Below are 23,685 nucleotides of genomic sequence, written 5' to 3' on the forward strand. Positions count from 1 at the left end.
CCGCCCCGCGTCCGTCCGTCACTTGAGGCGGTCGCGGACGCGCTCTCTCATCGAGGCCATCGTGAAGCCGTGCGGGTCGACCTTGCCCGGCTGCCACTCCAGGTGGCCGATGAGCGAACGCTCCGTCCAGCCGTGGTGGCGGCAGATCGCGGCCGCGACCTTCTCGATGGTCTCCAACTGCACCTCGGGCCAGGAATCCTTTCCGTCGCCGAGGTTCTCGCACTCGAAGCCGTAGAAGTGGCGGTTGCCGTCGGTGTTCGCCTCGTTGTTCGGCGGGAGCGCCTTCTCCGCGATCACGGCGCGCAGCACGTCGTCGTCACCCAGACCCGCGTGGTTGGCCCGGCCGTAGCCCACGAGGTGCAGCACACCGTCCTTGGTGATGACGCCGTGGCACAGCGGACCGGGCAGGTCCGGGCGGCCGTCACGACAGATCCCGACGGTGTGCTCGCTGCCCGAGGTCACCGTGTGGTGGATCATCACGCCGTACACCGGACCCCAGGGCCCCTTGTGATTGCGGTTGTGATGCTCCCAGTCGCCGACCTCGACGACGGTGAGGCCTTCCTCCCTGAGCCGGTTCAGGAAACCGCCCGCGGACATGGGTGGGGCCATGACCGCCTCCTTCGCACTGCGCGGCGGCCACCGGTCGCGGCCGTCTCGTACCGCAGCTTGTACCCGGAACCGGGGGCTCCGGCCCAGCCGTTCGTACGGTGTGCGAGTCGATCCGGTCAGGGGTGCGGGCGCGTTTGACCAGCGCGTTCACGGCGCGTCCGCGAGGTCCGTCAGGAGCGCAGGAACGCGTCCCCGTTAGCGGCGATGTGGCTCTCGAGCGCCTGCAGGGCCTGCTGGGTCGCCTCGGGGGAGCCGCTGCCGCGCCGCTCCGCGTAGTACGCCGCGCCCAGTCTCTTCAGGAGGTCGCCGCCCGCACGCTGCGCCTGCACCTCGTCGAGCTTCTGCTTGCCCTGCGTGAGCCCTCGCTGCGCCTGTTCCTTGGCGCGGTCCAGGAAGCCTGCCATTGCCGTCTCCTGTCGTAGTCCGTCACCGCGTCAAACGGTTGGCCTGATCTCGGAGTTCCCGCTCGCAACGGCTCCGCGCTGTTCGACGGCGACGACTGCGGCTGTTCGAGGGCACCGGCTCCGGCCCGTTCGATCGCTCGACAAAAGCGGACTCTCTGCCCAATCCGCCGTGATCCATTCCCGCTCATTCGTGTAATAGCACCGGCACACTCCGTGATGGAAGGCTGGTCGGCGCAGATCAGTGCATGACCGGGAGGGCAATTTTCATGTCGGTAGGCGAAGAGGTCCGTGCGGGTCAGGGCAAGCCGCAGCAGAGTCTCGGCACATCAGCCGCGCGGAACCTGGCCACCACCACCAAGTCCGCACCCCAGATGCAGGAGATCAGCTCACGGTGGCTGCTGCGCATGCTTCCGTGGGTGAACGTGCAGGGTGGCACGTACCGCGTGAACCGGCGGCTCAGCTACTCCGTGGGCGACGGCCGTGTGACGTTCGTGAAGACCGGTGACCGTGTGCAGGTCATCCCCGCGGAGCTCGGCGAGCTGTCCGTGCTCCGCTCGTTCGAGGATCAGGAGGTGCTCGGCGAGCTCGCCCAGCGGTGCCAGCAGCGGGAGTTCGCACCGGGCGAAGTGCTCGCCTCGTTCGGCAGTCCGTCCGACGAGGTGTTCCTTCTCGCGCACGGCAAGGTGGAGAAGATCGGCACCGGCCCGTACGGCGACGACGCGGTCCTCGGCGTCCTCGCCGACGGCGCGTACTTCGGCGAGCAGGCGCTCATCGACCCGGACGCCATCTGGGAGTACACGGCCCGCGCCGTCACCGCGGTCACCGTGCTCGCGCTGCCCCGCCGGGACCTCGAGCAGGTCGCCGAGCGCTCCGACTCCCTGCGCGGACACCTCACGGAGCTGCGCGCGATTCCGGAGCAGCGCACCAACAAGTACGGCGAGAAGGAGATCGACCTCGCGGCCGGCCACACCGGGGAGCAGGACATCCCCGGCACCTTCGTGGACTACGAGGCCGCGCCGCGCGAGTACGAACTGAGCATCGCCCAGACCGTGCTGCGCCTGCACACGCGCGTGGCCGATCTCTACAACCAGCCGATGAACCAGACGGAGCAGCAGCTCCGCCTCACCGTCGAGGCGTTGAAGGAGCGCCAGGAGCACGAGCTCATCAACAACCGGGAGTTCGGACTGCTCAACAACTGCGAGTACGACCAGCGGCTCCAGCCGCACGACGGCGTGCCCAGCCCCGACGACCTGGACGAGCTGCTCAGCCGCCGGCGCGGCACCAAGCTGTTCCTCGCCCACCCGCGCGCGATCTCCGCGTTCGGCCGCGAGTGCAACAAGCGCGGACTGGTCCCCGAGAGCATCGAGATCGCGGGCAACCGCATCCCGACCTGGCGCGGGGTGCCGCTGTTCCCGTGCAACAAGATCCCCGTCAGCGACACCCGTACGACCTCGATCATCGCCATGCGTACCGGCGAGGCCGAGCAGGGTGTCATCGGCCTCCAGCAGGCGGGCATCCCGGACGAGATCGAGCCGAGCCTGTCGGTGCGCTTCATGGGCATCAACGAACAGGCGATCATCTCCTACCTGGTGACGGCGTACTACTCGGCGGCGGTTCTCGTGCCGGACGCCCTCGGCATCCTGGAGAACGTCGAGATCGGCCGCTGGCGGTGACCTTCCCGACGCCGGCCGTCGTGTTCCCGCCCGAGCAGGCGGGAACACCGGGGACGAGGCGGAGTCCGGCCGAGACCCTGGACAGGCGGGGCCTCATCGGCAAGCCCATGGACGGTGGTTCCCTGGACGCCGGTCCATCGGATGACGGTTCCGCGGACGGGAGGTCCATGGAACGGCAGGTCGCGTCCGGCCCGCTGGACGGACAGGAGGCGGCGGGCATCCTGGAGCACGCCCGGGCGTCCGTCGACCCCGAGCTGCGCAGGGCCATCGACTCGCTGCCTGGTTCCATGCGCCGGATCGCGCTCTATCACTTCGGCTGGGAGCACGCGGACGGCACCCCGGCGGCGGGCAACGCGGGCAAGGCGATCCGTCCGGCCCTGGTGCTCACCGCCACGGGAGCGCTCGGCGGTCAGCAGGCAGCCGCCGTACAGGCGGCGGCCGCCGTGGAGTTGATCCACAACTTCACGCTGTTGCACGACGACGTCATGGACCGGGACACCACCCGAAGACACCGCCCCACCGCGTGGACCGTGTTCGGCGACGCCGACGCGATCCTCACCGGGGACGCCATGCAGGCGCTCGCGCAGCGGCTGCTCGCCGAGGACTCGCACCCGGCGTCCCGGGCCGCCGCCGCCCGGCTCGCGTCCTGCGTCGTCGAGCTGTGCGAGGGACAGCACGCGGACACGGCCATGGAGAAGCGCGGCCCCGCCGAGGTCACCCTCGACGAAGTGCTCGCCATGGCCGAGGCCAAGACCGGCGCGCTGCTCGGCTGCGCATGCGCGCTCGGCGGGCTGTACGCGGGGGCGGACGAGGAGGACGTCGACGCGCTGGACGCGTTCGGCCGGGAGGCCGGGCTCGCCTTCCAGCTGATCGACGACGTGATCGGGATCTGGGGGGACCCGAGCCGCACCGGCAAGCCGGCCGGGGCGGATCTCATCGCCCGCAAGAAGTCCCTGCCCGTGGTCGCCGCGCTCGCCTCCGGCACCCCGGCGGCGACGGAACTCGCCGAGCTGTACGGAGTTCCCTACGAGGAAGGAGAGCTGGAGCGCACGGTGCTGGCCGTCGAGCGGGCGGGCGGCCGCGACTGGGCGCAGCTCCAGGCGGCCGACCGGATGTCCCGGGCGATGCACGAGCTGTCCCGGGCGATCCCCGACCCGGAGGCGGCGGGTGGCCTCCTCGCGCTCGCGGAGTTCGTGACGCGGCGCAGCAACTGACCCGCTCGACCTTCAGATGACCCGTTCGACCCTTCAGAAGGGCGGTTGAAGACCCCGGGGCCTCCGGGACCGTACGGCACCTGACCTCCGTACGGCACCGGGCTCCGGCCGGAGCGGGTCCCGCGCATCCCCACGGTGCGCGGGGCCCGCCCCTCTCGGGCCCGGACAGGCCCGACAGGCCCTAGGCTGCAACAGCCGTACGATCAGCGGCGGTTGAGGCGAGAGGGTGGGACATGGGCGTGGTGATCCGGACGGCGGACGAGGGCGATCGGGAGCTGGTCACCCGGCTGCTCGACGAGGCGTTCCAGGACGACCCGGTGAGTGTCTGGGTCTTTCCGGACGCGGCGCACCGCCGCGCCAAGCACCCCGGACTGATGGGGATGTTCACCGAGGTCGTGCTCGCCGAGGGCCGCGTCGACGTCACGGAGGACGGCTCGGCGTGCGCGCTGTGGCTGTCCGTGCCCGCCGACGCCGGCCACGCCGACGACGAGGACGACGGTCCCGTACGGCTGCGCGAGGCCGTCGACCCGGACAACGAGCGGGTCGAGCTGATCGGCCGGCTGACGGCCGGGATCCACCCCGCGGGCCGCGCCCACGAGTACCTGTGGATGATCGGCGTGGCGCCGCAGCGCCAGGGCGAGGGCCTCGGCACCGCGCTCGTCCGGTCGGTCCTCGACCGCTGCGACCGCGAGGGCCGGTCGGCCTATCTGGAGGCGAGCAACGCCGACAGCCGCCGGCTCTACGAGCGTCTCGGCTTCGACCTCACCGGGCGCCCCCTCGACCTGCCGGACGGCCCGCGGATGTGGCCGATGTGGCGCGAGCCGCAGCCCGAGCGGGGGGCCTGATCGGGCCGGGGCTCACCCCCTCCTGATCGCGGTCGCGCCGCCCCTTCAGCAACGGTGTCTACGTGCGGACGTACAGGCGGACGTACGGCAGGAAGCGCTGAAGTCTCTCCCGCCCTACCCTGAATGCATGGGCACCGATGAGCATGTCTGCCCCGCCTGCCGGCAGCCGGTCACCACCGTCGTGCGGCGCCACAAGACGCTGGGTGCGTTCGTTCCCGTATGGGGTCCCGGCCCCTGCCACAACCCCGAGTGCGAGGCGTACGTCGGCGAGCCCGGGGTCGGAGCCGGAACCGGGTCCAGAGGCGGCGCGGAGTCCCGGTCCGTACCCGCGACCGGATCCGAACCCGGCAGGGACACCAGGGAGCCCCGGGAGCATCCCGGGGAGTCCGTCGCGGAAGAATCCTGACGCGTGCGCGCACCCGTGCAGAAAGACGCGGGCCGGCTCCGACGTCCCCTGTGAGAGCAGCCCACCACGGGCGGTCCGAGCCGAGGAAGCCGAAGGAGCGCACTCATGAAGTACCTGGTGATGGTGCAGGGCACGCAGGCGGACTACGAGGGCATGCGGGGCAAGGGTTCCGCGCACGCCCCGGCTTGGAGCGAGCAGGAGCTGCAGGCGATGTACGCGTACATGGGCGCGATCAACGACGACCTCTCGGCGTCCGGTGAGCTCATCGACGGGCAGGGGCTGGCCGAACCGGCGCAGACCCGCCTGGTCAGGGCCGGGCAGGACGGGAAGGCCGTCATCACCGACGGACCGTACAGCGAGACCAAGGAGCTGATGGCCGGCTACTGGGTACTGGAGTGCGAGAGCCTGGAGCGGGTCACCGAGATCGCCGAGCGCGTCACCCGCTGCCCCGGCCCCGAGGGCGCCACGAACTACCCGGTGGTCATCCGCCCCATCCTGGACGGCGCCGGAGACATCTGAGCGGGATGGGGGGACGGGGCGAGAAGGCGGTGTCCGGCACGCCCTCCCCAGGCTCTTCGATCAGGGGGCCCCGAGCGGCGTTGTCGTCGGTCGTCGGTCCTCGGTCGCCGACGCGTAGCGTGGCGGCATGTCCGAACCCTTGTTGCACCTCACCGAGCGCTCCCTGTGGGACGCGGCCCGCGCGGCCGGCGCGTACGAGATGTCCACACGTGGCCGCACCCTCCAGGAGGAGGGCTTCATCCACTGCTCGCTGCGGCACCAGGTCCCCGCGGTCGCCTCCTTCCTGTACGGCGGGTACGACGGCCCCGACGAGCTGGTGCTCCTGGTCATCGATCCCGAACGGCTGGACGTGCCGTTGCGCTACGAGGCGGTCAAGCCCGGAGGTGAGGAGTTCCCGCACATCTACGGGCCGATTCCGGTGGCCGCCGTGGTGGACGTGGAGGTGTGGGAGTCCGCGTAGCGCCGCCCTTCGGATCAGGCCGGGGCCGGGAGGCTGCCCGTCGCAGGGTCCCGGCCGGTCAGGCAGTACGTGCCGCCGACCGGGTCCCGCATGACGGCCCAGCGGGCACCGTGGCCGACGAGCACGGCACCGAGCCGCTCGTGGTCGGCGCGTACCGCCTCGATGTCCGAGCAGGCGATGTCGAGGTGGGCGGAGGCGGGGCGGGCGGTGTCCAGGCGTTGCAGGAGGATGCGGAAGGGGAGCCCGGTGGGTGGCCTGAGCAGGTGGAACTCCGGGAGCGCGCCGGGGTGCGACTCCCATCCGGTCAGGGCGCTCCAGAAGGCGACTTCGGCCTCGAAGCGGGTGGGCGCCACGTCGAGGCACACCTGGTCGAGGCGGCTGGTCGCGCCCGTGGGTCCGGGGACGACCGGAGGCCGTGCCGACTCGCCGTGCCAACGGACGGCGCAGAACGGCTGGCCGCCGGGGGAGCGCAGGACGACCAGGTCCTCATCGGTGGTGACGATCTCGGCGCCGAGCTGTCGGGCCGACTCCGCCAGCGCCCGTACGTCCTCGACGACGAGGTCGAGATGGGCGCCGCCGTCGCCCGCGGCGATGCCCTGCGCCTTGACGCAAGCGTCGGTACCGTCGGGCAGCAGGGTCACGAACTCGCCCTGCTCACCGCGCGGTTCGGACAGTTTCGTCGCCGTGACCGCGGTCCAGAAGCCGCAGGCGCGATCGAAGTCCTTCATGGGCCGGTCGACGAAGGCATAGGTCCATCGAATGGGGTCGGCCATGGGTCGTTTCCCGCTCCCTCTCAGACGTCGTGTGCGGCTCGTACCGTCTCCTGCCCGATCAGCCCGCGCAACGATGTTTTCACCCGTGAGACGAAGGCGTCCCGTGCGTCGGGGGAGAGGACGTCCAGGGACAGATACGGGTTCAGGTCCTCCAGCTCCACGAGGAGCAGCTCGCCGTCGGGGGCCCGGCAGGCGTCGACGCGCTGGATGCCGTACGCGATGTCGTTCCAGTCGACGAACCGCTGGGCGAACTCCCGGTCCCGCTCGGTCGGCTCGTACGGTTCCAGGGCCCAGCGCTCGTCCGGGCGGGGGGCGTACAGGGCGTACTGGAAGGTGTGGTCGACGAAGTAGAAGGACACCTCGTAGCGGAAGTCGATGCGTGGCTGGACGAGGATGTTGTCGTACGACAGTTCGGGCAGCCGGTCGCGCGGTACGAACTCCAGGCCGATGGAGTCCGCGCCCATCCTGGGCTTCACGACATAGGTGTCGACGTCCGGAAGCCGGTCGAGGTCCTCCGCGCGTTCGATGGTCGGGATGACCGGGAACCCCGCCGCGGTGAGGTCCAGCAGGTACCCCTTCCCTGCCATGTCCCCCTTGCCGGACAGCTGGTTGTACACGCGGACACCTTCCGTGACCGCCTGCTTCCGGAACGCGTCGTACTCCGCCTGGTAGTGCAGCACGGGCCCGCTGTTCCGCACGACCACGGCGTCGAAGCCGGTCATCAGCGCGGCCGCGTCCAGGGGGTGGCACACGGCGAGGTCGAACTCCTCGCGCAGCCGGGAGGTGAGGAAGATGTCCTCGTCGCAGTACCGCCGCCCCTTGGCCGGGTAGGCCAGGTCACTGACGTAGAGGACACGGGGGCGCGCGGACGGCATCGATGACTCCTCGGACTACGGGACTTCAGACGTTCCGTTCCATGGGCGACCCGCTCCCACGGAACGCACGGACGTAGTCTCCCTCGCGCCGGCCGATGCGGGGGTGGTCGGGGTCAGGCATCGGGGCGTTCGGTGAAGCGGAGGAGGTTGCCCGCAGGGTCGCGGAAGGCGCAGTCGCGGACGCCGTACGGCTGGTCCATCGGCTCCTGGAGGACGTCGGCGCCGGAGGCACGGACGCGTTCGTAGAGGGCGTCGCAGTCTGACGTGGAGAAGATCACACCGCGCAGGATGCCCTTGGCGAGGAGCTCGGCCATGGCCTGTTTGTCGGCGGGGGAGATGTCCGGGCTCGCGGCGGGGGGCTCCAGGACGATCTGGACGTCCGGCTGGAGCGGGGAGCCGACCGTCACCCAGCGCATCCCCTCGAAGGCGACGTCACCCCGGACCTCCAGGCCGAGGACGTCCCGGTAGAACGCGAGCGCTTTGTCATGGTCGTCCACGGCGATGAAGCACTGTGAGAGTTTCAGGTCCATGGCCCCACGCTAGAGGCGCGTACCCGGTTCCGCTTCCGGGTTTCGGTGGCGGGTCGGGCGGGTCAGGCGCTGGGCCACGCACGGCGGGATCGGGGCGCCGTGATCATGCGGCCGGGCCCGGTACGCGCTCGGGGTCTCGCCGACCAGCTCCGTGAAGCGGGAGCTGAACGAACCGAGCGACGTACAGCCCACGGCGAGGCAGACCTCCGTGACCGTCAGGTCGCCCCGCCGCAGCAGGGCCTTGGCCCGTTCTATTCGGCGGGTCATCAGATAGCTGTACGGCGTCTCCCCGTACGCGGCCCGGAAGCTCCGCTGGAAGTGGCCGGGTGACATCAGCGCGGTGCGCGCGAGCGCGGCGACGTCCAGCGGCTCCGCGTACTCGCGGTCCATCCGGTCGCGTGCCCGGCGCAGCCGGACCAGATCCTCCAGAGTCATTTCCTCAGGATGGCACGGCCCACTGACAGGGGCCGGTGGGTCAAGGCCGCGGGCGGGGCGCAGCCGCCGGACCGGGGGCGGCGAGCAGGCCGGCGAGCAACTGGAGGCGCTCGGCGTCGGGCCCGCCCTCCTCGGCGGTGAAGGCGATGAGCACGGGGCCGGTGGCGCCCGGCATCGGGTACGCGTCCCAGTCCAGGTTCAGCTCCCCGACCAGCGGGTGATGGACGCGCATCCGGCCGCGGGTGGTCTCCGCCACGTCGTGACGCGCCCACAGGCCCGCGAACTCGTCGCTGCGGACGGCGAGTTCACCGACCAGCTCGACGGCGCGCGGATGCCCCGGCTCGGCCGCGACCTGCGTCCGCAGCATCGCGACCAGCTCGGCGACGGTGGCGGCCCGCTCCGGGCACGTCCGGTCGGCCTCCGGGTGCAGCAGCAGCGACAGCAGATTGCGTTCGCTTCGCGGGCGCTGGGTGAACTCGCCGAGCAGGGCGCCGGCGAGCGGGTTCCACGCCAGTACGTCCAGGAAGCGGCCGACGACCACGGAGGGCGAGGTCATCGTGCGCAGCAGCCGCAGGGTGGTGGGGGGCACCTCCTCGGGCGCGTGGTGGCGCGGGCGCCTGGTGGGCGTGCGCGCGGCGGCGGCGAGGCTGTGCAGATGCCGGGTCTCCTCGGCGGAGAAGCCGAGGGCGCGTGCCAGGGCGTCGAGGACCTGCTCGGACGGGCGTACGTCGCGGCCCTGCTCCATGCGCTGGTAGTAGTCCGAGCTGACCCCGGCCAGCAGAGCCAGTTCTTCGCGCCGCAGCCCGGCGACGCGCCGCCGTGGGCCGGGTTCCAGGCCGACGTCCTGCGGCCGCAGCCGGGTGCGGCGAGTCCGGAGGAACTCGCCGAGTTCGTGCCGGGGGTCGTCGCTCACCGCGACGGGCGCGTCAGTCACGGCGCCAGTATGCCCGCGGCGCGGCCCGCGAGGGTGGGTCCGCCGGACCCAGGAAAAGGCGAACGACCGTGATGCCGCGGCCCGGTACCAGGATCGGAACCGCAACAGCCGACCGCGGAAGGGAACAGCGCCATGAAGGCCGCTCAGATCATGAGTTACGGCGACGCAGCGGACGTGCTGCGGGTCAACGACGTCGACCGACCCGCCCCCGGCGCGGGTGAAGTGCAGGTCCGCGTCGAGGCGTCCAGCGTGAACGGCCACGATGTGATGCTGCGCGCCGGGGAGTTGAAGATCGTGTCGGGCCGCAGGTTCCCGCTCGGGGTGGGCCTGGACTTCGCGGGCACCGTCGCCGCGACCGGCGCCGGCGTGGCGGGCCACCGGGCCGGGGACCGGGTGTGGGGCATGGTTCACCCTCGACAGCGGCACACCGTCGGCGGTGCGGCCGAGTACGTCGTCGTCCCCGAGGACCGGCTCGCGCCCGCCCCGGCGACGCTCTCCGCGGCCGGCGCGGCCTCCCTGGTCGTCGCCGGTGCGACGGCGCTGATCGCGGTGCGGGACACCGTGCGCCTCGCGCCCGGAGAGAAGGTCCTGGTCCGCGGCGCGGCGGGCGGCGTCGGCACGGCCGCCGTCCAACTCGCGCACGCCCTGGGCTGCCACGTGACCGCACTGGCCCGCGCCCGTCACACCCCCGCCCTCGCCGACCTCGGCGCCGACGAGGTCCTCGACCACGGTTCCACCACCTCGGACCTGATCGGCCCCTTCGACGTCATCGTCGACACGGTCGGCACGGAACTGAACTGCTACCGGAGCCGGTTGGCCAAGGGCGGACGGATGGTCACCGTCGGACTGTCGGCCCCCGCCCTGGCCGCGATCGCGGCATCCAGCGTGTACGGCGCCCGCCGCATCCGCACCTTCAGCGCCAACCCCGACGCCACCGTGCTGCGCGCCCTGGCCGACCACGTCACCTCGGGCGCGCTGCGCCCGGTGGTGAACAGCGTGTACCCACTCGCGGACATCACCGCGGCGCACCAGGCCTTCGAACGCGGCGGCGTCGTCGGCAAGCACGTGGTCGCCGTATCCGAATGAGGCCGGACGAACGAAGCCCTGACGAAGGGCGAACGAAGCCCCGACGAAAGAAGTCCGGCGAAAGAAGTCCGGCGAAAGAAGACCGCACCCGGACCGTCATGGACGCCGTGTTCGGCGTCCCGCGGGCCGGGTGCGGGCAGCGGGACCGCGTGCCCGGAGAAACCGAACAGGTCGCGGGTCGAGCCGTCTGACCAAAGGTCAGGCCTTCTTGGTCTCCCAGAAGATCTTGTCGATCTGGGCGATGTAGTCCAGCGCCTTCTGGCCCGTGGCCGGGTCCGTGGACGCCTTGGCGGCCGAGAGGGCCTTCAGGGTGTCGTTGACCAGCTGGTGCAGCTCCGGGTACTTCTCGAAGTGCGGGGGCTTGAAGTAGTCGCTCCAGAGCACCGACACGTGGTGCTTCGCGAGCTCGGCGCGCTGCTCCTTGATGACGGTGGCGCGAGCCTGGAAGTGCGGGTCGTCGTTGCCGGCCATCTTTTCCTGGACGGCCTTCACCGACTCCGCCTCGATGCGGGCCTGGGCCGGGTCGTACACACCGCAGGGCAGGTCGCAGTGCGCGCTGACCTTGACCTTGGGGGCAAACAGGCGGGAGAGCATTGAGCTGTCCTTCCTCGTGATCGTCTTCTCAGGTGGGACATTACTCCGTAGGAGACGTCTTTTCTCGAGTGCCCCCATGGGCTTAGGACAAAAGTCCAGGGTGAGACTGGGACTGGTGGAGGATGGACCGGGGAGGTGCCGGTGATGCCGGAGCTGTCGCAGGAGACCGAGCGTGGGAGGGCCGTGCTGCCGTTCGGGGCGGCCGAGGTGACGGGGCCCTCCATGGTGCCCACGCTCCAGCACGGAGATCGGCTCGTCGTGCAGTACGGGGCCCGGGTCAGGGCCGGTGACGTGGTCGTTCTGCGCCATCCGTTCCAGCAGGACCTGCTGGTCGTGAAGCGGATCGCGGAGCGGCGCGAGGGGGGTTGGTGGGTGCTCGGGGACAACGCCTACGCGGGTGGGGACAGCACCGACTACGGGACCGTGCCCGAGGACCTCGTCCTGGGAAAGGTGCGTTTCCGCTACCGGCCCCACCTGCCGGGTCAGCGCTCGCCGTTGGCACTCGTCCGCTGGGCGCTCGGCGCCGCCAGGCCCGTGCTCTCCGACCGGTCGGCCTCCAGGCGTTTGCGGGCCCGGTAGGCGGCCACGTTGGCGCGGGTCGCGCAGCGGTCCGAGCAGTAGCGCCGGGAGCGGTTCGTCGACGTGTCCAGGTACGCGTTGCGGCAGGGGGCCGCCTCACAGAGGCCGAGGCGGTCCACGCCGTACGAGGTGAGGTGGAAGGCGAGTCCCATGGCGGCGATCGCCGCGTAGCCCGCCGTCGCGTTCGACGGGTGGTCCGCCAGGTGCATGTGCCACAGCGGGCGCCCGTCGTCGTCCCGGTGGTCGTGCCCGGAGATCTGCGGGCTGACGGGGAACTCCAGCAGGAGTGAGTTCAGCAGGTCCACGGACAGGGTCTCGTCGCCGCCGTCGGCCGCCTCGAAGACGGCGCGCAGCCGGGCGCGGACCGACCGGAAGCGGGTGACGTCCGCGTCCGTGGCGCGGCGGGCCGCGGAGGAGTTCCCTCCGAAGAGGTCCCGGACCGCCTCGACCGAGGTGAGCGAGTCCTTGCCCCGGGTCGGCTCCTCGGTGTTGACGAGGCGTACCGCGTAATCCGAGTAATAGGCCAGTTCCACTTGTAGTCCTTACAGAGGCGCTCTATCGTCGTGCGTGCGGTCAGGTAACGGCTGATTGCGCTTCCAGGGTATTACGCGGGCGAGTGAAGGCGAACGGAGAAGGGACTTCCATGACCGTCGGCACCGGTATCGACAGCGACGAGATCCACGGCAACGGAACCGACTGGCACGCCTGGCAGGAGAGCTGGGACCGGCAACAGGAGTGGTACATGCCGGACCGCGAGGAGCGCTTCCGGGTGATGCTCGACATGGTCGAGGCACTGGTCGGCCCGCAGCCGCGCGTCCTCGACCTGGCCTGCGGCACCGGCACCATCACGGCGCGGCTCCTCGACCGCTTCCCGAAGGCCACCAGCACCGGGGTCGACCTCGACCCGGCGCTGCTCACCATCGCCGAGGGAACCTTCGCGGGCGACGAGAGAGTCTCCTTCGTCACGGCCGACCTCAAGGACCCGCACTGGGCGACCCGGCTGCCGTACGACTCGTACGACGCCGTCCTGACCGCCACCGCCCTCCACTGGCTGCACAGCGAACCCCTCGCGGTCCTCTACGGTCAGGTCGCGCAGCTCGTCCGCGACGGCGGCGTCTTCATGAACGCCGACCACATGATCGACGAATCCACGCCCCGGATCAACGCGGCCGAGCGCGCCCAGCGACACGCCCGGATGGACCAGGCCAAGGCGCGCGGGGTGCTCGACTGGGCCGCATGGTGGGAGCTGGCGGCCCAGGACCCCGCCCTCGCGGCGCCGACCGCCCGCCGCTTCGAGATCTACGGGGAGCACGCCGACGGTGACATGCCGTCCGTCGACTGGCACACGCGCGTGCTGCGCGAAAAGGGCTTCGGGGAGGCGCGGGCGGTGTGGCGCTCGCCGTCCGACGCGCTGGTGCTGGCGGTGAAGTAGGCAGGCCGCGGGGGTCCGGACGAAGAAGCCGCGGGGGTCCGGGCGCGAACCGCACGAAGAAGGGGCGGTACGGGAATCCCGTACCGCCCCTTTCCTCCTGTCCGTGGCTCAGAGCACCTTGGACAGGAACGACTGCGTCCGCTCGTGCTGCGGGTTCGTCAGTACGTCACGCGGGTGGCCGGACTCGACCACCACACCGCCGTCCATGAAGACCAGCGAGTCGCCCACCTCGCGGGCGAAGCCCATCTCATGGGTGACGACGATCATCGTCATGCCGGACTCGGCGAGGTCGCGCATGACGTCGAGGACGTCACCGACCAGCTCCGGGTCGAGCGCCGAGGTCGGCTCGTCGAAGAGCATCAGCTTCGGGTCCATCGCCAGCGCGCGGGCGATGGCGACACGCTGCTGCTGACCGCCGGAGAGCTGCGAGGGGTAGTTGGCCGCCTTGTCGGCCAGGCCGACGCGCTCCAGGAGCTGCTCCGCACGCGCCCGGGCCTGGGTCCTGCTGATGCCCTTGACCTGGACCGGGGCCTCCATGACGTTCTCGAGCGCCGTCATGTGCGGGAACAGGTTGAAGCGCTGGAAGACCATGCCGATGTCCCGGCGCTTCAGCGCGACCTCGCTGTCCTTGAGCTCGTACAGCTTGTCGCCCTTCTGGCGGTAGCCGACCAGCTCCCCGTCGACGTACAGCCGGCCGGCGTTGATCTTCTCCAGGTGGTTGATGCACCTCAGGAAGGTCGACTTGCCGGAGCCGGAGGGGCCGATGAGGCAGAAGACCTCGCCGGGCCTGACCTCCAGGTCGATGCCCTTGAGGACCTCGACCGCGCCGAAGGACTTGTGGACGCCTTCGGACTTCACCATCGGCGTACCGGAGGAGATGTCTTTGGTGGTTTCGTTCTCGGTCATGCCGCCGCTCCCTGACGGTTCGACAGGGACGTCAGATTGGCCTTGATCTTCTGCCACGGGGTGGGCGGCAGCTGACGGCTCGAACCGCGGGCGTAGTACCGCTCGACGTAGTACTGGCCCACGCTCAGGACCGAGGTCATGATCAGGTACCAGGCGGCGGCCAGGAAGAGCATCTCCACCGGGGCGCCGGAGGTCTGTCCGATGTCCTGGGCGTACCGCAGGAGTTCGTAGTACTGCACCGCCGACACGAGGGAGGTCGTCTTGAGCATGTTGATGACCTCGTTGCCCGTGGGCGGCACGATCACGCGCATCGCCTGCGGGATGATGATCCGCCGCAGCGTCTTGCCGTGGCTCATGCCCAGCGCGTGCGAGGCCTCGGTCTGGCCCTCGTCGACCGAGAGCAGACCGGCACGGCAGATCTCGGCCATGTACGCGGCCTCGTTCAGGCCCAGGCCCAGCAGCGCCGTCAGGAACGGCGTCATGAAGCTGGACCAGTAGTCCTTGTAGATCGGCCCGAGGTTGATGTACTCGAAGACCAGACCCAGGTTGAACCAGACGAACAGCTGGACGAGGACCGGGGTGCCGCGGAAGAACCAGATGTAGAACCACGCGATGGACGAGGTCACGGGGTTCTTCGACAGGCGCATCACCGCGAGCAGGATGCCGCCGAGGATGCCGATCGCCATCGAGAGCACCGTCAGCAGCAGCGTCTGGCCGACGCCCTTGATGATGCGGTGGTCGAAGAAGTAGTCCGGTACGGCATGCCAGTTGATCTTGCCCTGGCCGAACGCGTAGATGATCGCGACGAGCACGGCGATCGCGATGACGGCCGAGAGATACCGTCCGTAGTGCCGGACGGGGATGGCCTTGATGGCCTCCGGCCCGGCCGGAGGAGTGTCCTCCGGCCCTGCCGTCTTGTCGATGTCAACAGTCACGGGTGTTGTTGCCTTTCAGTGCCCGCTCGCGCCCGCGGTCACTTTCCTCCGTTGACCGCGGCCGTCTTGACGGCGCCGGCCTCGACGCCCCACTTCGCTATCACCTTGTCGTACTCGCCGTTCTTGATGATCGCGTCGAGCGCGGCCTGCAGTGCGTCGCGGAGCTGCGTGTTGGACTTGGCGACCGCGATGCCGTACGGCGCCGCCTCGACCTGCTCGCCGACGAGCTCGAAGTCCTTGCCGCCGCCCGAGGTCTTCACCGCGTACGCGGCGACCGGGAAGTCCGAGGAACCGGCGTCGGCGCCACCGGCGCGCACCCGGGTCTGGGCCTGCTGGTCGTTGTCGTAGGACTCAATGGCGATCTTCTTGCCGCCCGTGCACTTCTTCGACTCGGACTTGGCGAGGTCCTCCGAGACCGTGCCGCGCTGCACCGCGATCTTCTTGCCACAGAGGTCGGCCCAGGTCTTGATGTTCTGGGTCTTGCCCTTGGGGGTGTAGATCGAGACACCCGCGGTGAAGTAGTCGACGAAGTCGACGCCCTCGCCGACCTTCTTGCCGGTGTCGGCGTCGACACCGTTCTGGCGGTCCGCGGTGTCCGTCATCGCGGACATCGCCATGTCGTACCGCTTGGAGCGCAGACCCGTGATCAGGGTGTCGAAGGTGCCGTTCTGGAACTCGAACTTCACGCCGAGCTGCTTGCCCATCGCGTCCGCCAGGTCAGGGTCGATACCCACGGTCTTGCCGGAGCTGTCCTTGAACTCGACCGGCGCGTACGCGATGTCCGAGCCGACCTTGATGACACCCGCGTCACGGATCGACGCGGGCAGCTTGGAGGCCAGCGGAGCTGAGTCGGCGCTCGAGGAGGAGCTGTTGGAGTCCTTCTTGGTCTGGTCGCCGCAGCCGGTGAGGACCAGGGCCCCGGCGACCGCGATCGCGCCGACCGCTGCTATCCGGGACTGCGCGGCGGTCGTACGACGGGTGGTGCTTGCGGTCATGGTGGGTGCCTCCGGCGGATGAGGGAGTTGCCGATGGGTCGACGAGAACACACACCTTTGGGTGTCGCGACCTCGTGTGATGACGGCATCTTGCCATTCGGACTGCGCGCTTCAGGGGACTCGCTATGTCAAAATCGGATAACGGGTGACCCCCGAACCGCCGCGGACGGCTCCATCAGGGCCGGACCTTGTGCGGGAATCCCTCCTTCCGGCCGGAAGATCTTCGGCGCATCTCACGATGCGGGCCGACACTACGCCGCACTTGTGGTGTCCTGAGGTCATGTCTTGGACTTGTCGACATATCCAGGTATGAGTCATGTCACCGGCGTGTGAGCTTCGCGGTATGGACTCGTCGCCGACCTGGTCCGTCCGGTAAGAAGGTTCTTTACACCCCTCATCCGGGGCTCAGGGCGCGTGTGCGGCGCGCCCGTCGCGTATCCGCCCGTACGCAACCACGGCGGCAGGATTACGCGGTGCCCGCCCACCCCTCAACCAGGAGTGGTCACCCTCAAACAATGAAGACTTAAGGGGTAAAACAAAGTGGCAGCGGAGATCGTCAATCCTCGCAGCGACAGCAGTACTGGTCTTGAAGGCGACGTGGAGCCGGTCAATTCCGCCGGCTCCGTCGGCACCGTCGGTTCCGACGGCTCCGTCGACTCCCTCGACTTCGACCCTGCATTTGCGCTGCACCGTGGCGGCAAGATGGCCGTGCAGGCCACCGTGCCCGTCCGTGACAAGGACGACCTGTCCCTGGCGTACACGCCCGGCGTGGCGAAGGTGTGCAGCGCCATCGCCGAGCAGCCCGAGCTCGTTTACGACTACACGTGGAAGTCGTCCGTCGTCGCTGTGGTGACGGACGGCACGGCGGTGCTGGGACTCGGTGACATCGGCCCGGAGGCCTCCCTTCCCGTGATGGAGGGCAAGGCCATTCTGTTCAAGCAGTTCGGCGGGGTGGATGCCGTGCCGATCGCGCTGGACTGCACGGGCGTCGACGAGATCGTGGAGACCGTGGTCCGGCTCGCTCCCTCGTTCGGGGGCGTCAACCTGGAGGACATCTCGGCGCCGCGGTGCTTCGAGATCGAGCGCAAGCTCCAGGAGCGGCTGGACATTCCCGTCTTCCACGACGACCAGCACGGCACCGCGATCGTGACGCTGGCGGCGCTGCGGAATGCCGCGAAGCTGACCGGGCGGACGCTGGGTGATCTGCGTGCGGTGATCTCGGGGGCGGGGGCGGCCGGGGTCGCCATCGCCAAGTTCCTGCTGGAGGCGGGGATCGGTGACGTCGCGGTCGCGGACCGCAAGGGCATCGTCTCCGCGGACCGGGAGGACCTGACCGACGTCAAGCGGGAGCTCGCCGGGATCACCAACAAGGCGGGGCTCACGGGGTCGCTGGAGTCGGCGCTCGCGGGCGCGGACGTCTTCATCGGTGTGTCCGGGGGTACGGTGCCGGAGCCGGCGGTGGCGTCGATGGCCGAGGGGGCCTTCGTCTTCGCCATGGCCAACCCGAATCCCGAGGTGCACCCCGAGATCGCCCACAAGTACGCGGCCGTGGTCGCCACCGGGCGGTCGGACTTCCCGAACCAGATCAACAACGTGCTGGCGTTTCCCGGGATCTTCGCGGGGGCGTTGCAGGTGCGGGCGTCTCGGATCACCGAGGGGATGAAGATCGCGGCGGCGGAGGCGTTGGCTGCGGTCGTCGGGGACGAACTTGCCGCGGACTATGTGATTCCGTCGCCGTTCGACGAGCGGGTGGCTCCTGCGGTTACCGCGGCGGTGGCTGCGGCTGCTCGGGCCGAGGGTGTTGCCCGCCGCTGACGCGGCCGCGTGATTCCAGGGCCTCGCCGGGTTGCTCCCGGCGGGGCCCTGTTTTCTGTCCCGGACTGGTCCGTACGGGTCCCCGTCCTTCGCCCCCGCCGCCCCTACCCGTCCCATCCCCAGGGGCTCCGCCCCTTCGACCCGGCAGGGGCTCCGCCCCTGGACCCCGGACGGGGGCTGCGGGGGGAGGGGGAGGGGGCTGCGCCCCGCCTCGGCCCCCGCCAGGGGCTCCGCCCCTGGGACCCCGGTGGGGCTGCGCCCCTGACCCCGCGGGGCTGCGCCCCTGACCCCGCGGGGCTGCGCCCCTGACCCCGCGGGGCTGCGCCCCTGACCCCGCGGGGCTGTGCTCTCGCTCCGGTGGGGCTTCGTCCCTTGGCCTCCGCGGGACTTCGCCCTCGGGCCCGCGGGCCTCCGCCCCCGCTCACCCCCGCGGGCCTCCGCCTCCATCACCCCCGAGGGGCTCCACCCCTGAGCCCCGGCGGGGCTCCGCTTTCGGCCCCCCTGGCGGGGCTCCGCCCTGGGCCCCCGGCCGGGCTCCGCCACGGTCCGGAAGGCGGCGGTTGGTTCTGGGTGTGGGTGGGGTGGGGTCGGTGTGACGTGGGGCGTGAGGGTGGCGGGACGTGTGTCACAGGGGGACGTGGTTCCGCCGGGCGGGGGCGGAGCCTATCGTCAAGGTCATGTTCGCTGCCTACGCCGCCCGCATTGACCGTGACCAGCCGCTCACCGGCCTGGAGTTGGGGGAGCGCCCGGCCCCCGAGCAGAGGCCGGGCTGGACCACCGTGAACGTCAGGGCCGCGTCCCTGAACCACCATGACCTCTGGTCCCTGCGCGGCGTCGGCCTCTCCGAGGACAAGCTGCCGATGATCCTCGGATGCGACGCGGCCGGCGTCGACGAGGACGGCAACGAAGTCGTGCTGCACTCGGTCATCGGACAGACGGGGCACGGGGTCGGCCCGAAGGAGCCCCGTTCCATCCTCACCGAGCGCTACCAGGGCACGTTCGCCGAACAGGTCTCCGTCCCTACGTGGAACGTCATTCCCAAGCCCAAGGAACTCTCCTTCGAGGAGGCCGCCTGTCTGCCGACCGCATGGCTGACGGCCTACCGCATGCTGTTCACCAACGCCGGAGTACGGCCCGGCGACTCCGTCCTCGTCCAGGGCGCCGGCGGCGGCGTGGCGACCGCCGCGATCGTGCTCGGCAAGGCCGCCGGTCTTCGGGTCTTCGCCACCAGCCGCGACGAGGCCAAGCGCAAGCGGGCCGTCGAACTGGGGGCCGTGGAGGCCCTGGAGTCCGGCGCACGGCTGCCGCAGCGCGTGGACGCGGTCATCGAGACGGTCGGCGCGGCCACCTGGTCGCACAGCATCAAGTCGCTGCGGCCCGGCGGCACGCTGGTCATCTCGGGCGCGACGAGCGGCGACCGCCCCTCGCACGCCGAGCTCACCCGCGTCTTCTTCCTGGAACTCAAGATCGTCGGTTCCACGATGGGCACCAAGGACGAGCTGGAGGATCTGCTGTCCTTCTGCGCCGCCACGGGTGTGCGACCCGTCATCGACGAGGTGCTTCCGCTGGACCGGGCCCGGGAAGGGTTCGAGCGGCTGGCGGCGGGCGATCAGTTCGGGAAGATCGTTCTCACGGTGGGATGAGCGTGAGGGTGAGTATGAGGGTGGGGGATTGAGGGATTCCTCGGCCGTTCGGGCCGGGGCGCAGTGCGGGGCGGTCGCGGCGGGCTCGGGAGGTTTCGGGCCCGCCGTTTCGCGTACCGGATGTCAACTGGGGTTGACAATCGCTCTGCTGTCAACTTAGGTTGACGGCATGACCGAAGCAACGGATCTCGCCGAGCGTGCGGGTGATCGCGATCCGCGGATCGGACTGCGGGCGGTCTCCGCGCTGCGGAGGCTGCTGGAGCAGTTGGAAGCGGTGCAGGTGCGCAGCGCGCGCAATCAGGGCTGGTCGTGGCAGGAGATCGCCGCGGAACTCGGAGTGAGTAGGCAGGCCGTGCACAAGAAGTACGGGAGGCAGTGATGTTCGAGCGGTTCACGAAGGACGCCCGGGCCGTGGTCGAGGGAGCGGTCGGACACGCCGAACGCACGGGTGCCGAGGCGGTGGACGAGGAGCACATGCTTCTCGCACTCCTCGACCGGGAGGGCAGCCGTGGCTCGTTCGCGCTGGCCTCGCTCGGTGCGGCCGGTCGTCGCGACTCGATGGAACGGGCGCTTGCCGAGGCGCGCCGGCGGGGTGGGCTCTCCCGCGCTGATACGGAGGCGCTCTCCGGGCTCGGGATCGACCTCTCGGAGATCGTCTCCCGGGTGGAAGAGGCCCACGGGGTGGGAGCGCTGGGATCGGGGAACGGCGGTGGTGGCGGGCGACGGTCCAGGCGTCGGCCGTTCGCCCCGGGGGCCAAGGACGTGCTGACGCGGTCCCTTCGTGCGGCGCTCGCCCGTCATGACCGGCACATCGGCGACGAGCATCTGCTGATGGCCCTGACCGCTCGGCCCGGTGTGCCGGCGGAGGTGCTCGCCGACCACGGGGTCACCTATGAGACGGTCACGCGCGTGCTGTACGGCGGCGGGGAGGCCAAGGCGGGGTGAGCGGTCGGAGCCGGGGGCTTCTACCAGGAGCCCCCGGCCGAAGCCCACGGGATCCGCCCCGGACCTCGAAGAGCCCCGGGCGACGCTGGGCGTCAGCTCTTCGGCGTGCGCAACGCGGCTCCGATGTGCGCCGCCGCCGTCGACAAGTGACGGCGGGCCGCGCGGAGTTGGTCTTCCGTCACCCCGTGGTCGCGGGCCGCGTCGCGGATGTCGTCGCGGAAGCGGTCCAGGAGGCGTTCGAGGTCACGGGCGGGGTCGCCGGTGGAGTCCTCGTGGGCCCAGGAGGGTGCGCAGTCGGCGGGGAAGTCCTCCGGAGTGTCCGTGTACTCGGCGTACTCGCGCTTCGCCGACCCGGTGGCCGCCGCACCCGCACGGCCAAAGCCGAAGTCCCTACCGAAGTCCTTGCCGAAGGTCTTCCCGAAGTCGCCGAATTCCTTGGCCAGTTCGCTCAGGCCCTCACGGACCCCGTTCGGCCAGTCGCCGCGCGCGAAGCGGTCCTGGACCTGCTCCTGGACCCGCTTGGCCATGCGCTGCATCTCGTCCTGCGCCTCCTTGGCCTGGCGCCGCGCGCGCTGCGCCTCGTCGCGGGCCCGGCGGCTCTCGTCCTTCGCGCGCCGGTTCTGTTCCTTCCACTCCTGCTTGACCCGCCGCATCTCCTCCTTCGCGACCCGCCACGACTCCTTGTCGTGGGAGTCCCCGAAGTCGCCCGCGGGACCTTCGTGCTCTCCGGCGCCGGTGCCGCTCTTGCCGCTGCGCCTCGCCTCGGTGGCAGCCGCCCGCATCTCTCGGCGCAGATCGCCCGCCGCGCCCCGCACATCGGCGCGGATCTCCGCGGCGAGCTCCGCGACCGACTCGCGGATCTCCAGCTCCAGGTCGGCCAGTTCGCCACTGCGGTCGGCCAGTTCGGCGCGGCCCGCGTCCGTGATCGCGTACACCTTGCGGCCGCCCTCGGTGGTGTGGGTGACCAGTCCTTCCGCCTCCAGCTTCGCCAGCCGGGGGTAGACGGTGCCTGCCGAGGGTGCGTACAGCCCCTGGAAGCGCTCCTCCAGGAGCCGGATCACCTCGTACCCGTGGCGGGGGGCCTCGTCCAGCAGCTTCAGCAGGTAGAGGCGCAGGCGGCCGTGGGCGAAGACGGGAGGCATGTCAGAGCACCTTCTTGTCGGTCGGGGTCTCCGGGGAGGTGGACGATCCGTCCTCGCGGGGCTCGTCCTCCGTCGTCGGCCTGCGGAGCATGGCGATGGAACCGGAGACGGTCACCGCCTTCAACTTGCCGTTGCCCGCGCCCAGTCGGCCGGTGATCTTCTTGGCGCCCCACTGGCCGCTGACCCGGAGGTCCTCGAAGGCGCTGGAGACCGTGCCGCTGGCGGTGTTGGCCTCCACCTCGGCGTCCGCGGGGTGCGGGAGGCGGATGGCGATCTCCCCCGAGACGTTCGACAGTTGGACGTCGGTGGGGGTGCCCGTGGGGTCGAGATCCACGATCATCGAGCCGCTCACCGATTCGGCGCGCACGGAGCAGCCCGAGGCCTCGACCACGGTCAGATCGCCGGAGACGGAGTGGAAACGGAGGTCGCCGGCGACGGCCTGGGCCTCCAGGCTCCCGGAGACGGTGTCCACGCGGACGGGGCCGGCGATCCGTACGAGGGTCGTGTCGCCTGTGACGCCCTTGACCTCCACCCGGTTCTCCATCCCGGAGACCACGGCGGCGGCGCCGACGACGCCCACCTCGACGGGGGTGCCGGCCGGGACGGCCAGTGTGACGACGGCGCTGCGGCGCCAGCCCTTGCGGTCGAGCCACTTGAGGAAGCCCTTCCAGGGCAGGTCCTCATACGCCACGGTGAGCGTGCCGTCCTGCTGGGTCACGAGCAGTGGGGGGCCCTCCAGCTCGGAAACCTCGAGGCGGGCGGAACCCTCGTCGGTCCCCACGACGTTCACCGTTCCGTTGACGACGCGCACATGAAGTGCCGTCACGGGGTCGTCGAAGGTGAGCTTCCTCGGCTCTGCGACGGACCACTCGGACATGGTGCAGACCTCCCAACGACCCGACCAGACCGGACGCGTCTGGACTCGACGTAATCTGGACTCGACGCGCCATATCGCGTCTTCCGTCATTCACGATATATCGCGGATGCGGAAAGTCAAGGCACTCGTTTGGGGGAAATGGGGCTCTCGCGATCAGGGCTTGCGGGTGAGCGGCGGGGACTTGACGGGCAAAACAGGCAATTCGAGTCGTGGTCGATCTACGGTGTGCTCATGTCCACGACGCCCGACTCGTCCCAGGCCAAGGCCGCTGGCGCGCTGCTGCTCTGCCGGGCAGGGCACGAGTCCGTCGGCCTCGCCGCCCAGCTGTTGCGGGAGCGGATGCTGCTCACCGGGGCGGGCCCCGAGTGGAGCGTGCTCGTTCCCGAGGGGGAGCCCTGGCTGCACGGCGCCGAGCCCGTCGACCGCGTGGTCACGGGGTGGGCCACCGCCCTGGCCGTCAGCGCCCCCTGGCCCGTACTGGCCCTGTGGTGGGACGCGGACCGCAGCGGGCTCACCCTCGCGGCGGGCTTCCGGCGCAGTGTGGGCTACGAATGGCTGGCGAACGGCACCCCGGTCGGTGAGGACGAGGCGATGCGCACCTTCGCCACGCGGCTCGGCCTCGACCCGGTCCTCGACATGCAGGCGCTCGACCCGCTGACCAGGCCGGTGTCCGGGGCGGACGCCCGCGCGCGCCTGCGGGGACTGCTCGCCGTCCTCACGCACGCGGGGGTGCGGCTGCCGGCCGGACTCGGCCCCGGGGAGCCGGCCGACCGGCTCCTCGAGGTGGCCCGGATCCAGCCCGGTGCCGAGCAGATCGAGTGGAACGGGTGGCGTGCGGCGGTCCGGGCGGAGCTGGAGGCGGTGGAAGGCGCCGGGGCGGGTTCCTGGCCGCGCGGGCGCCGGGCCCGTGTCCTCGCGACCGGGCAGCTGGCCGCCGGGCTGCCGCTCACCGTGTGGGGCGTACGGCGCCACAGTGCCGGCTGGATCGTCGCGGGGACGCTCCTGATGCTCCACGGGGCGCTCGGCCTCGCGTACGACCGGCTGCGCGCCTTCGACTGA

28 protein-coding genes are annotated in these 23,685 nt (G+C 70.6%); 14 read left to right on the forward strand and 14 right to left on the reverse strand.

Features of this window, described 5'->3' with window-relative positions:
- Nucleotides 1-18: 18 nt before the first annotated feature.
- Entirely contained in the window at nucleotides 19-609 is a 591-nt protein-coding gene (locus tag ACFZDJ_RS16285) for an N-acetylmuramoyl-L-alanine amidase (RefSeq protein WP_391059600.1), read from the reverse strand.
- A gap of 170 nt (nucleotides 610-779) precedes the next feature.
- Nucleotides 780-1,013 carry a hypothetical protein gene (locus ACFZDJ_RS16290; protein WP_101400585.1) on the reverse strand — a complete coding sequence of 78 codons (234 nt, stop codon included), beginning with the start codon at nucleotides 1,011-1,013 and terminating at the stop codon, nucleotides 780-782.
- Between the two features lie 266 nt (nucleotides 1,014-1,279).
- On the opposite strand from ACFZDJ_RS16290, the gene ACFZDJ_RS16295 reads away from it, so the two are divergent.
- The 6 genes from ACFZDJ_RS16295 to ACFZDJ_RS16320 all read left to right on the forward strand — a co-directional run bounded on the left by ACFZDJ_RS16295 (nucleotide 1,280) and on the right by ACFZDJ_RS16320 (nucleotide 6,130).
- Nucleotides 1,280-2,686: a family 2B encapsulin nanocompartment shell protein gene (locus ACFZDJ_RS16295; RefSeq protein ID WP_384911403.1), complete on the forward strand. Its 1,407-nt coding sequence runs from the start codon at nucleotides 1,280-1,282 to the stop codon at nucleotides 2,684-2,686.
- 167 nt (nucleotides 2,687-2,853) lie between these two features.
- On the forward strand, nucleotides 2,854-3,900 hold the full coding sequence (locus tag ACFZDJ_RS16300) for a family 2 encapsulin nanocompartment cargo protein polyprenyl transferase (protein ID WP_391059603.1): 1,047 nt from the start codon (nucleotides 2,854-2,856) through the stop codon (nucleotides 3,898-3,900).
- Nucleotides 3,901-4,133: 233 nt separating this feature from the next.
- A complete protein-coding gene (locus ACFZDJ_RS16305; RefSeq protein ID WP_390932214.1) occupies nucleotides 4,134-4,745 on the forward strand; it encodes a GNAT family N-acetyltransferase in 612 nt (203 codons plus the stop codon).
- 127 nt (nucleotides 4,746-4,872) lie between these two features.
- A complete protein-coding gene (locus ACFZDJ_RS16310) occupies nucleotides 4,873-5,151 on the forward strand; it encodes a hypothetical protein (RefSeq protein WP_390932212.1) in 279 nt (92 codons plus the stop codon).
- 105 nt (nucleotides 5,152-5,256) lie between these two features.
- Nucleotides 5,257-5,670, forward strand: coding sequence for a YciI family protein (locus ACFZDJ_RS16315; protein ID WP_391059605.1), 414 nt, complete (start codon nucleotides 5,257-5,259; stop codon nucleotides 5,668-5,670).
- Nucleotides 5,671-5,797: 127 nt separating this feature from the next.
- Nucleotides 5,798-6,130 carry a DUF952 domain-containing protein gene (locus tag ACFZDJ_RS16320; RefSeq protein WP_101400591.1) on the forward strand — a complete coding sequence of 111 codons (333 nt, stop codon included), beginning with the start codon at nucleotides 5,798-5,800 and terminating at the stop codon, nucleotides 6,128-6,130.
- Nucleotides 6,131-6,144: 14 nt separating this feature from the next.
- On the opposite strand, the gene ACFZDJ_RS16325 is transcribed toward ACFZDJ_RS16320, so the two are convergent.
- From ACFZDJ_RS16325 to ACFZDJ_RS16345, 5 genes are all read right to left on the reverse strand, one after another.
- Complete coding sequence (locus ACFZDJ_RS16325) at nucleotides 6,145-6,903, reverse strand: VOC family protein (protein ID WP_391059608.1); 759 nt, start codon at nucleotides 6,901-6,903, stop codon at nucleotides 6,145-6,147.
- 20 nt (nucleotides 6,904-6,923) lie between these two features.
- Nucleotides 6,924-7,778 (reverse strand): hypothetical protein, encoded by an 855-nt coding sequence (locus tag ACFZDJ_RS16330; protein WP_168511092.1) that lies wholly within the window; start codon nucleotides 7,776-7,778, stop codon nucleotides 6,924-6,926.
- Nucleotides 7,779-7,891: 113 nt separating this feature from the next.
- Nucleotides 7,892-8,308: a VOC family protein gene (locus tag ACFZDJ_RS16335; protein WP_391059611.1), complete on the reverse strand. Its 417-nt coding sequence runs from the start codon at nucleotides 8,306-8,308 to the stop codon at nucleotides 7,892-7,894.
- Nucleotides 8,309-8,317: 9 nt separating this feature from the next.
- On the reverse strand, nucleotides 8,318-8,743 hold the full coding sequence (locus tag ACFZDJ_RS16340; RefSeq protein WP_054228117.1) for a helix-turn-helix transcriptional regulator: 426 nt from the start codon (nucleotides 8,741-8,743) through the stop codon (nucleotides 8,318-8,320).
- A gap of 40 nt (nucleotides 8,744-8,783) precedes the next feature.
- A complete protein-coding gene (locus tag ACFZDJ_RS16345; protein ID WP_391059615.1) occupies nucleotides 8,784-9,677 on the reverse strand; it encodes a helix-turn-helix domain-containing protein in 894 nt (297 codons plus the stop codon).
- Nucleotides 9,678-9,809: 132 nt separating this feature from the next.
- On the opposite strand from ACFZDJ_RS16345, the gene ACFZDJ_RS16350 reads away from it, so the two are divergent.
- The gene (locus ACFZDJ_RS16350) at nucleotides 9,810-10,763 is read left to right on the forward strand and encodes a zinc-binding dehydrogenase (RefSeq protein WP_391059618.1); all 954 of its coding nucleotides are present in this window, start codon (nucleotides 9,810-9,812) and stop codon (nucleotides 10,761-10,763) included.
- 198 nt (nucleotides 10,764-10,961) lie between these two features.
- Here the strand turns inward: ACFZDJ_RS16350 and sodN are convergent, their stop codons facing one another.
- Nucleotides 10,962-11,357 (reverse strand): superoxide dismutase, Ni, encoded by a 396-nt coding sequence (gene sodN / locus ACFZDJ_RS16355; RefSeq protein ID WP_004983535.1) that lies wholly within the window; start codon nucleotides 11,355-11,357, stop codon nucleotides 10,962-10,964.
- Between the two features lie 144 nt (nucleotides 11,358-11,501).
- On the opposite strand from sodN, the gene sodX reads away from it, so the two are divergent.
- Nucleotides 11,502-11,936 carry a nickel-type superoxide dismutase maturation protease gene (gene sodX / locus ACFZDJ_RS16360; RefSeq protein ID WP_390932201.1) on the forward strand — a complete coding sequence of 145 codons (435 nt, stop codon included), beginning with the start codon at nucleotides 11,502-11,504 and terminating at the stop codon, nucleotides 11,934-11,936.
- Here sodX and ACFZDJ_RS16365 read toward each other — a convergent pair.
- Nucleotides 11,840-12,469: an ABATE domain-containing protein gene (locus ACFZDJ_RS16365; protein WP_168511098.1), complete on the reverse strand. Its 630-nt coding sequence runs from the start codon at nucleotides 12,467-12,469 to the stop codon at nucleotides 11,840-11,842. The genes sodX and ACFZDJ_RS16365 overlap by 97 nt on opposite strands.
- 110 nt (nucleotides 12,470-12,579) lie before the next feature.
- Here ACFZDJ_RS16365 and ACFZDJ_RS16370 point away from each other — a divergent pair, with 110 nt between their 5' ends.
- A complete protein-coding gene (locus tag ACFZDJ_RS16370; protein ID WP_390932198.1) occupies nucleotides 12,580-13,368 on the forward strand; it encodes a methyltransferase domain-containing protein in 789 nt (262 codons plus the stop codon).
- Between the two features lie 108 nt (nucleotides 13,369-13,476).
- On the opposite strand, the gene ACFZDJ_RS16375 is transcribed toward ACFZDJ_RS16370, so the two are convergent.
- Genes ACFZDJ_RS16375 through ACFZDJ_RS16385 form a run of 3 tightly spaced genes read right to left on the reverse strand, consistent with a single transcriptional unit; the run spans nucleotide 13,477 to nucleotide 16,204 of the window.
- Nucleotides 13,477-14,274: an ATP-binding cassette domain-containing protein gene (locus ACFZDJ_RS16375; protein ID WP_390932196.1), complete on the reverse strand. Its 798-nt coding sequence runs from the start codon at nucleotides 14,272-14,274 to the stop codon at nucleotides 13,477-13,479.
- Nucleotides 14,271-15,209, reverse strand: coding sequence for an amino acid ABC transporter permease (locus ACFZDJ_RS16380; protein WP_384911372.1), 939 nt, complete (start codon nucleotides 15,207-15,209; stop codon nucleotides 14,271-14,273). Before ACFZDJ_RS16380 ends, ACFZDJ_RS16375 begins: the two co-directional genes overlap by 4 nt.
- A gap of 38 nt (nucleotides 15,210-15,247) precedes the next feature.
- A complete protein-coding gene (locus tag ACFZDJ_RS16385; RefSeq protein WP_168511102.1) occupies nucleotides 15,248-16,204 on the reverse strand; it encodes an ABC transporter substrate-binding protein in 957 nt (318 codons plus the stop codon).
- A 540-nt stretch (nucleotides 16,205-16,744) separates the two neighbouring features.
- On the opposite strand from ACFZDJ_RS16385, the gene ACFZDJ_RS16390 reads away from it, so the two are divergent.
- From ACFZDJ_RS16390 to ACFZDJ_RS16405, 4 genes are all read left to right on the forward strand, one after another.
- Nucleotides 16,745-18,019, forward strand: coding sequence for a malic enzyme-like NAD(P)-binding protein (locus ACFZDJ_RS16390; RefSeq protein WP_390932193.1), 1,275 nt, complete (start codon nucleotides 16,745-16,747; stop codon nucleotides 18,017-18,019).
- Nucleotides 18,020-18,696: 677 nt separating this feature from the next.
- Nucleotides 18,697-19,662: a zinc-binding dehydrogenase gene (locus ACFZDJ_RS16395; RefSeq protein WP_168511106.1), complete on the forward strand. Its 966-nt coding sequence runs from the start codon at nucleotides 18,697-18,699 to the stop codon at nucleotides 19,660-19,662.
- A 169-nt stretch (nucleotides 19,663-19,831) separates the two neighbouring features.
- On the forward strand, nucleotides 19,832-20,041 hold the full coding sequence (locus ACFZDJ_RS16400; RefSeq protein WP_010984411.1) for a helix-turn-helix domain-containing protein: 210 nt from the start codon (nucleotides 19,832-19,834) through the stop codon (nucleotides 20,039-20,041).
- Nucleotides 20,041-20,607, forward strand: a complete 567-nt coding sequence (locus ACFZDJ_RS16405; protein WP_391059622.1) for a Clp protease N-terminal domain-containing protein — start codon at nucleotides 20,041-20,043, stop codon at nucleotides 20,605-20,607. Before ACFZDJ_RS16400 ends, ACFZDJ_RS16405 begins: the two co-directional genes overlap by 1 nt.
- Before the next feature lie 92 nt (nucleotides 20,608-20,699).
- Here ACFZDJ_RS16405 and ACFZDJ_RS16410 read toward each other — a convergent pair whose 3' ends face one another.
- Together ACFZDJ_RS16410 and ACFZDJ_RS16415 are read right to left on the reverse strand one after the other, a co-directional pair.
- Nucleotides 20,700-21,749: a helix-turn-helix transcriptional regulator gene (locus tag ACFZDJ_RS16410; RefSeq protein WP_391059625.1), complete on the reverse strand. Its 1,050-nt coding sequence runs from the start codon at nucleotides 21,747-21,749 to the stop codon at nucleotides 20,700-20,702.
- Nucleotide 21,750: 1 nt separating this feature from the next.
- Nucleotides 21,751-22,626 (reverse strand): DUF4097 family beta strand repeat-containing protein, encoded by an 876-nt coding sequence (locus ACFZDJ_RS16415; RefSeq protein ID WP_390932186.1) that lies wholly within the window; start codon nucleotides 22,624-22,626, stop codon nucleotides 21,751-21,753.
- Between the two features lie 231 nt (nucleotides 22,627-22,857).
- Here ACFZDJ_RS16415 and ACFZDJ_RS16420 point away from each other — a divergent pair, with 231 nt between their 5' ends.
- Nucleotides 22,858-23,685, forward strand: coding sequence for a hypothetical protein (locus ACFZDJ_RS16420; protein ID WP_391059628.1), 828 nt, complete (start codon nucleotides 22,858-22,860; stop codon nucleotides 23,683-23,685).

The organism is Streptomyces sp. NPDC007896 (assembly GCF_042959425.1).
Lineage (GTDB): Bacteria > Actinomycetota > Actinomycetes > Streptomycetales > Streptomycetaceae > Streptomyces.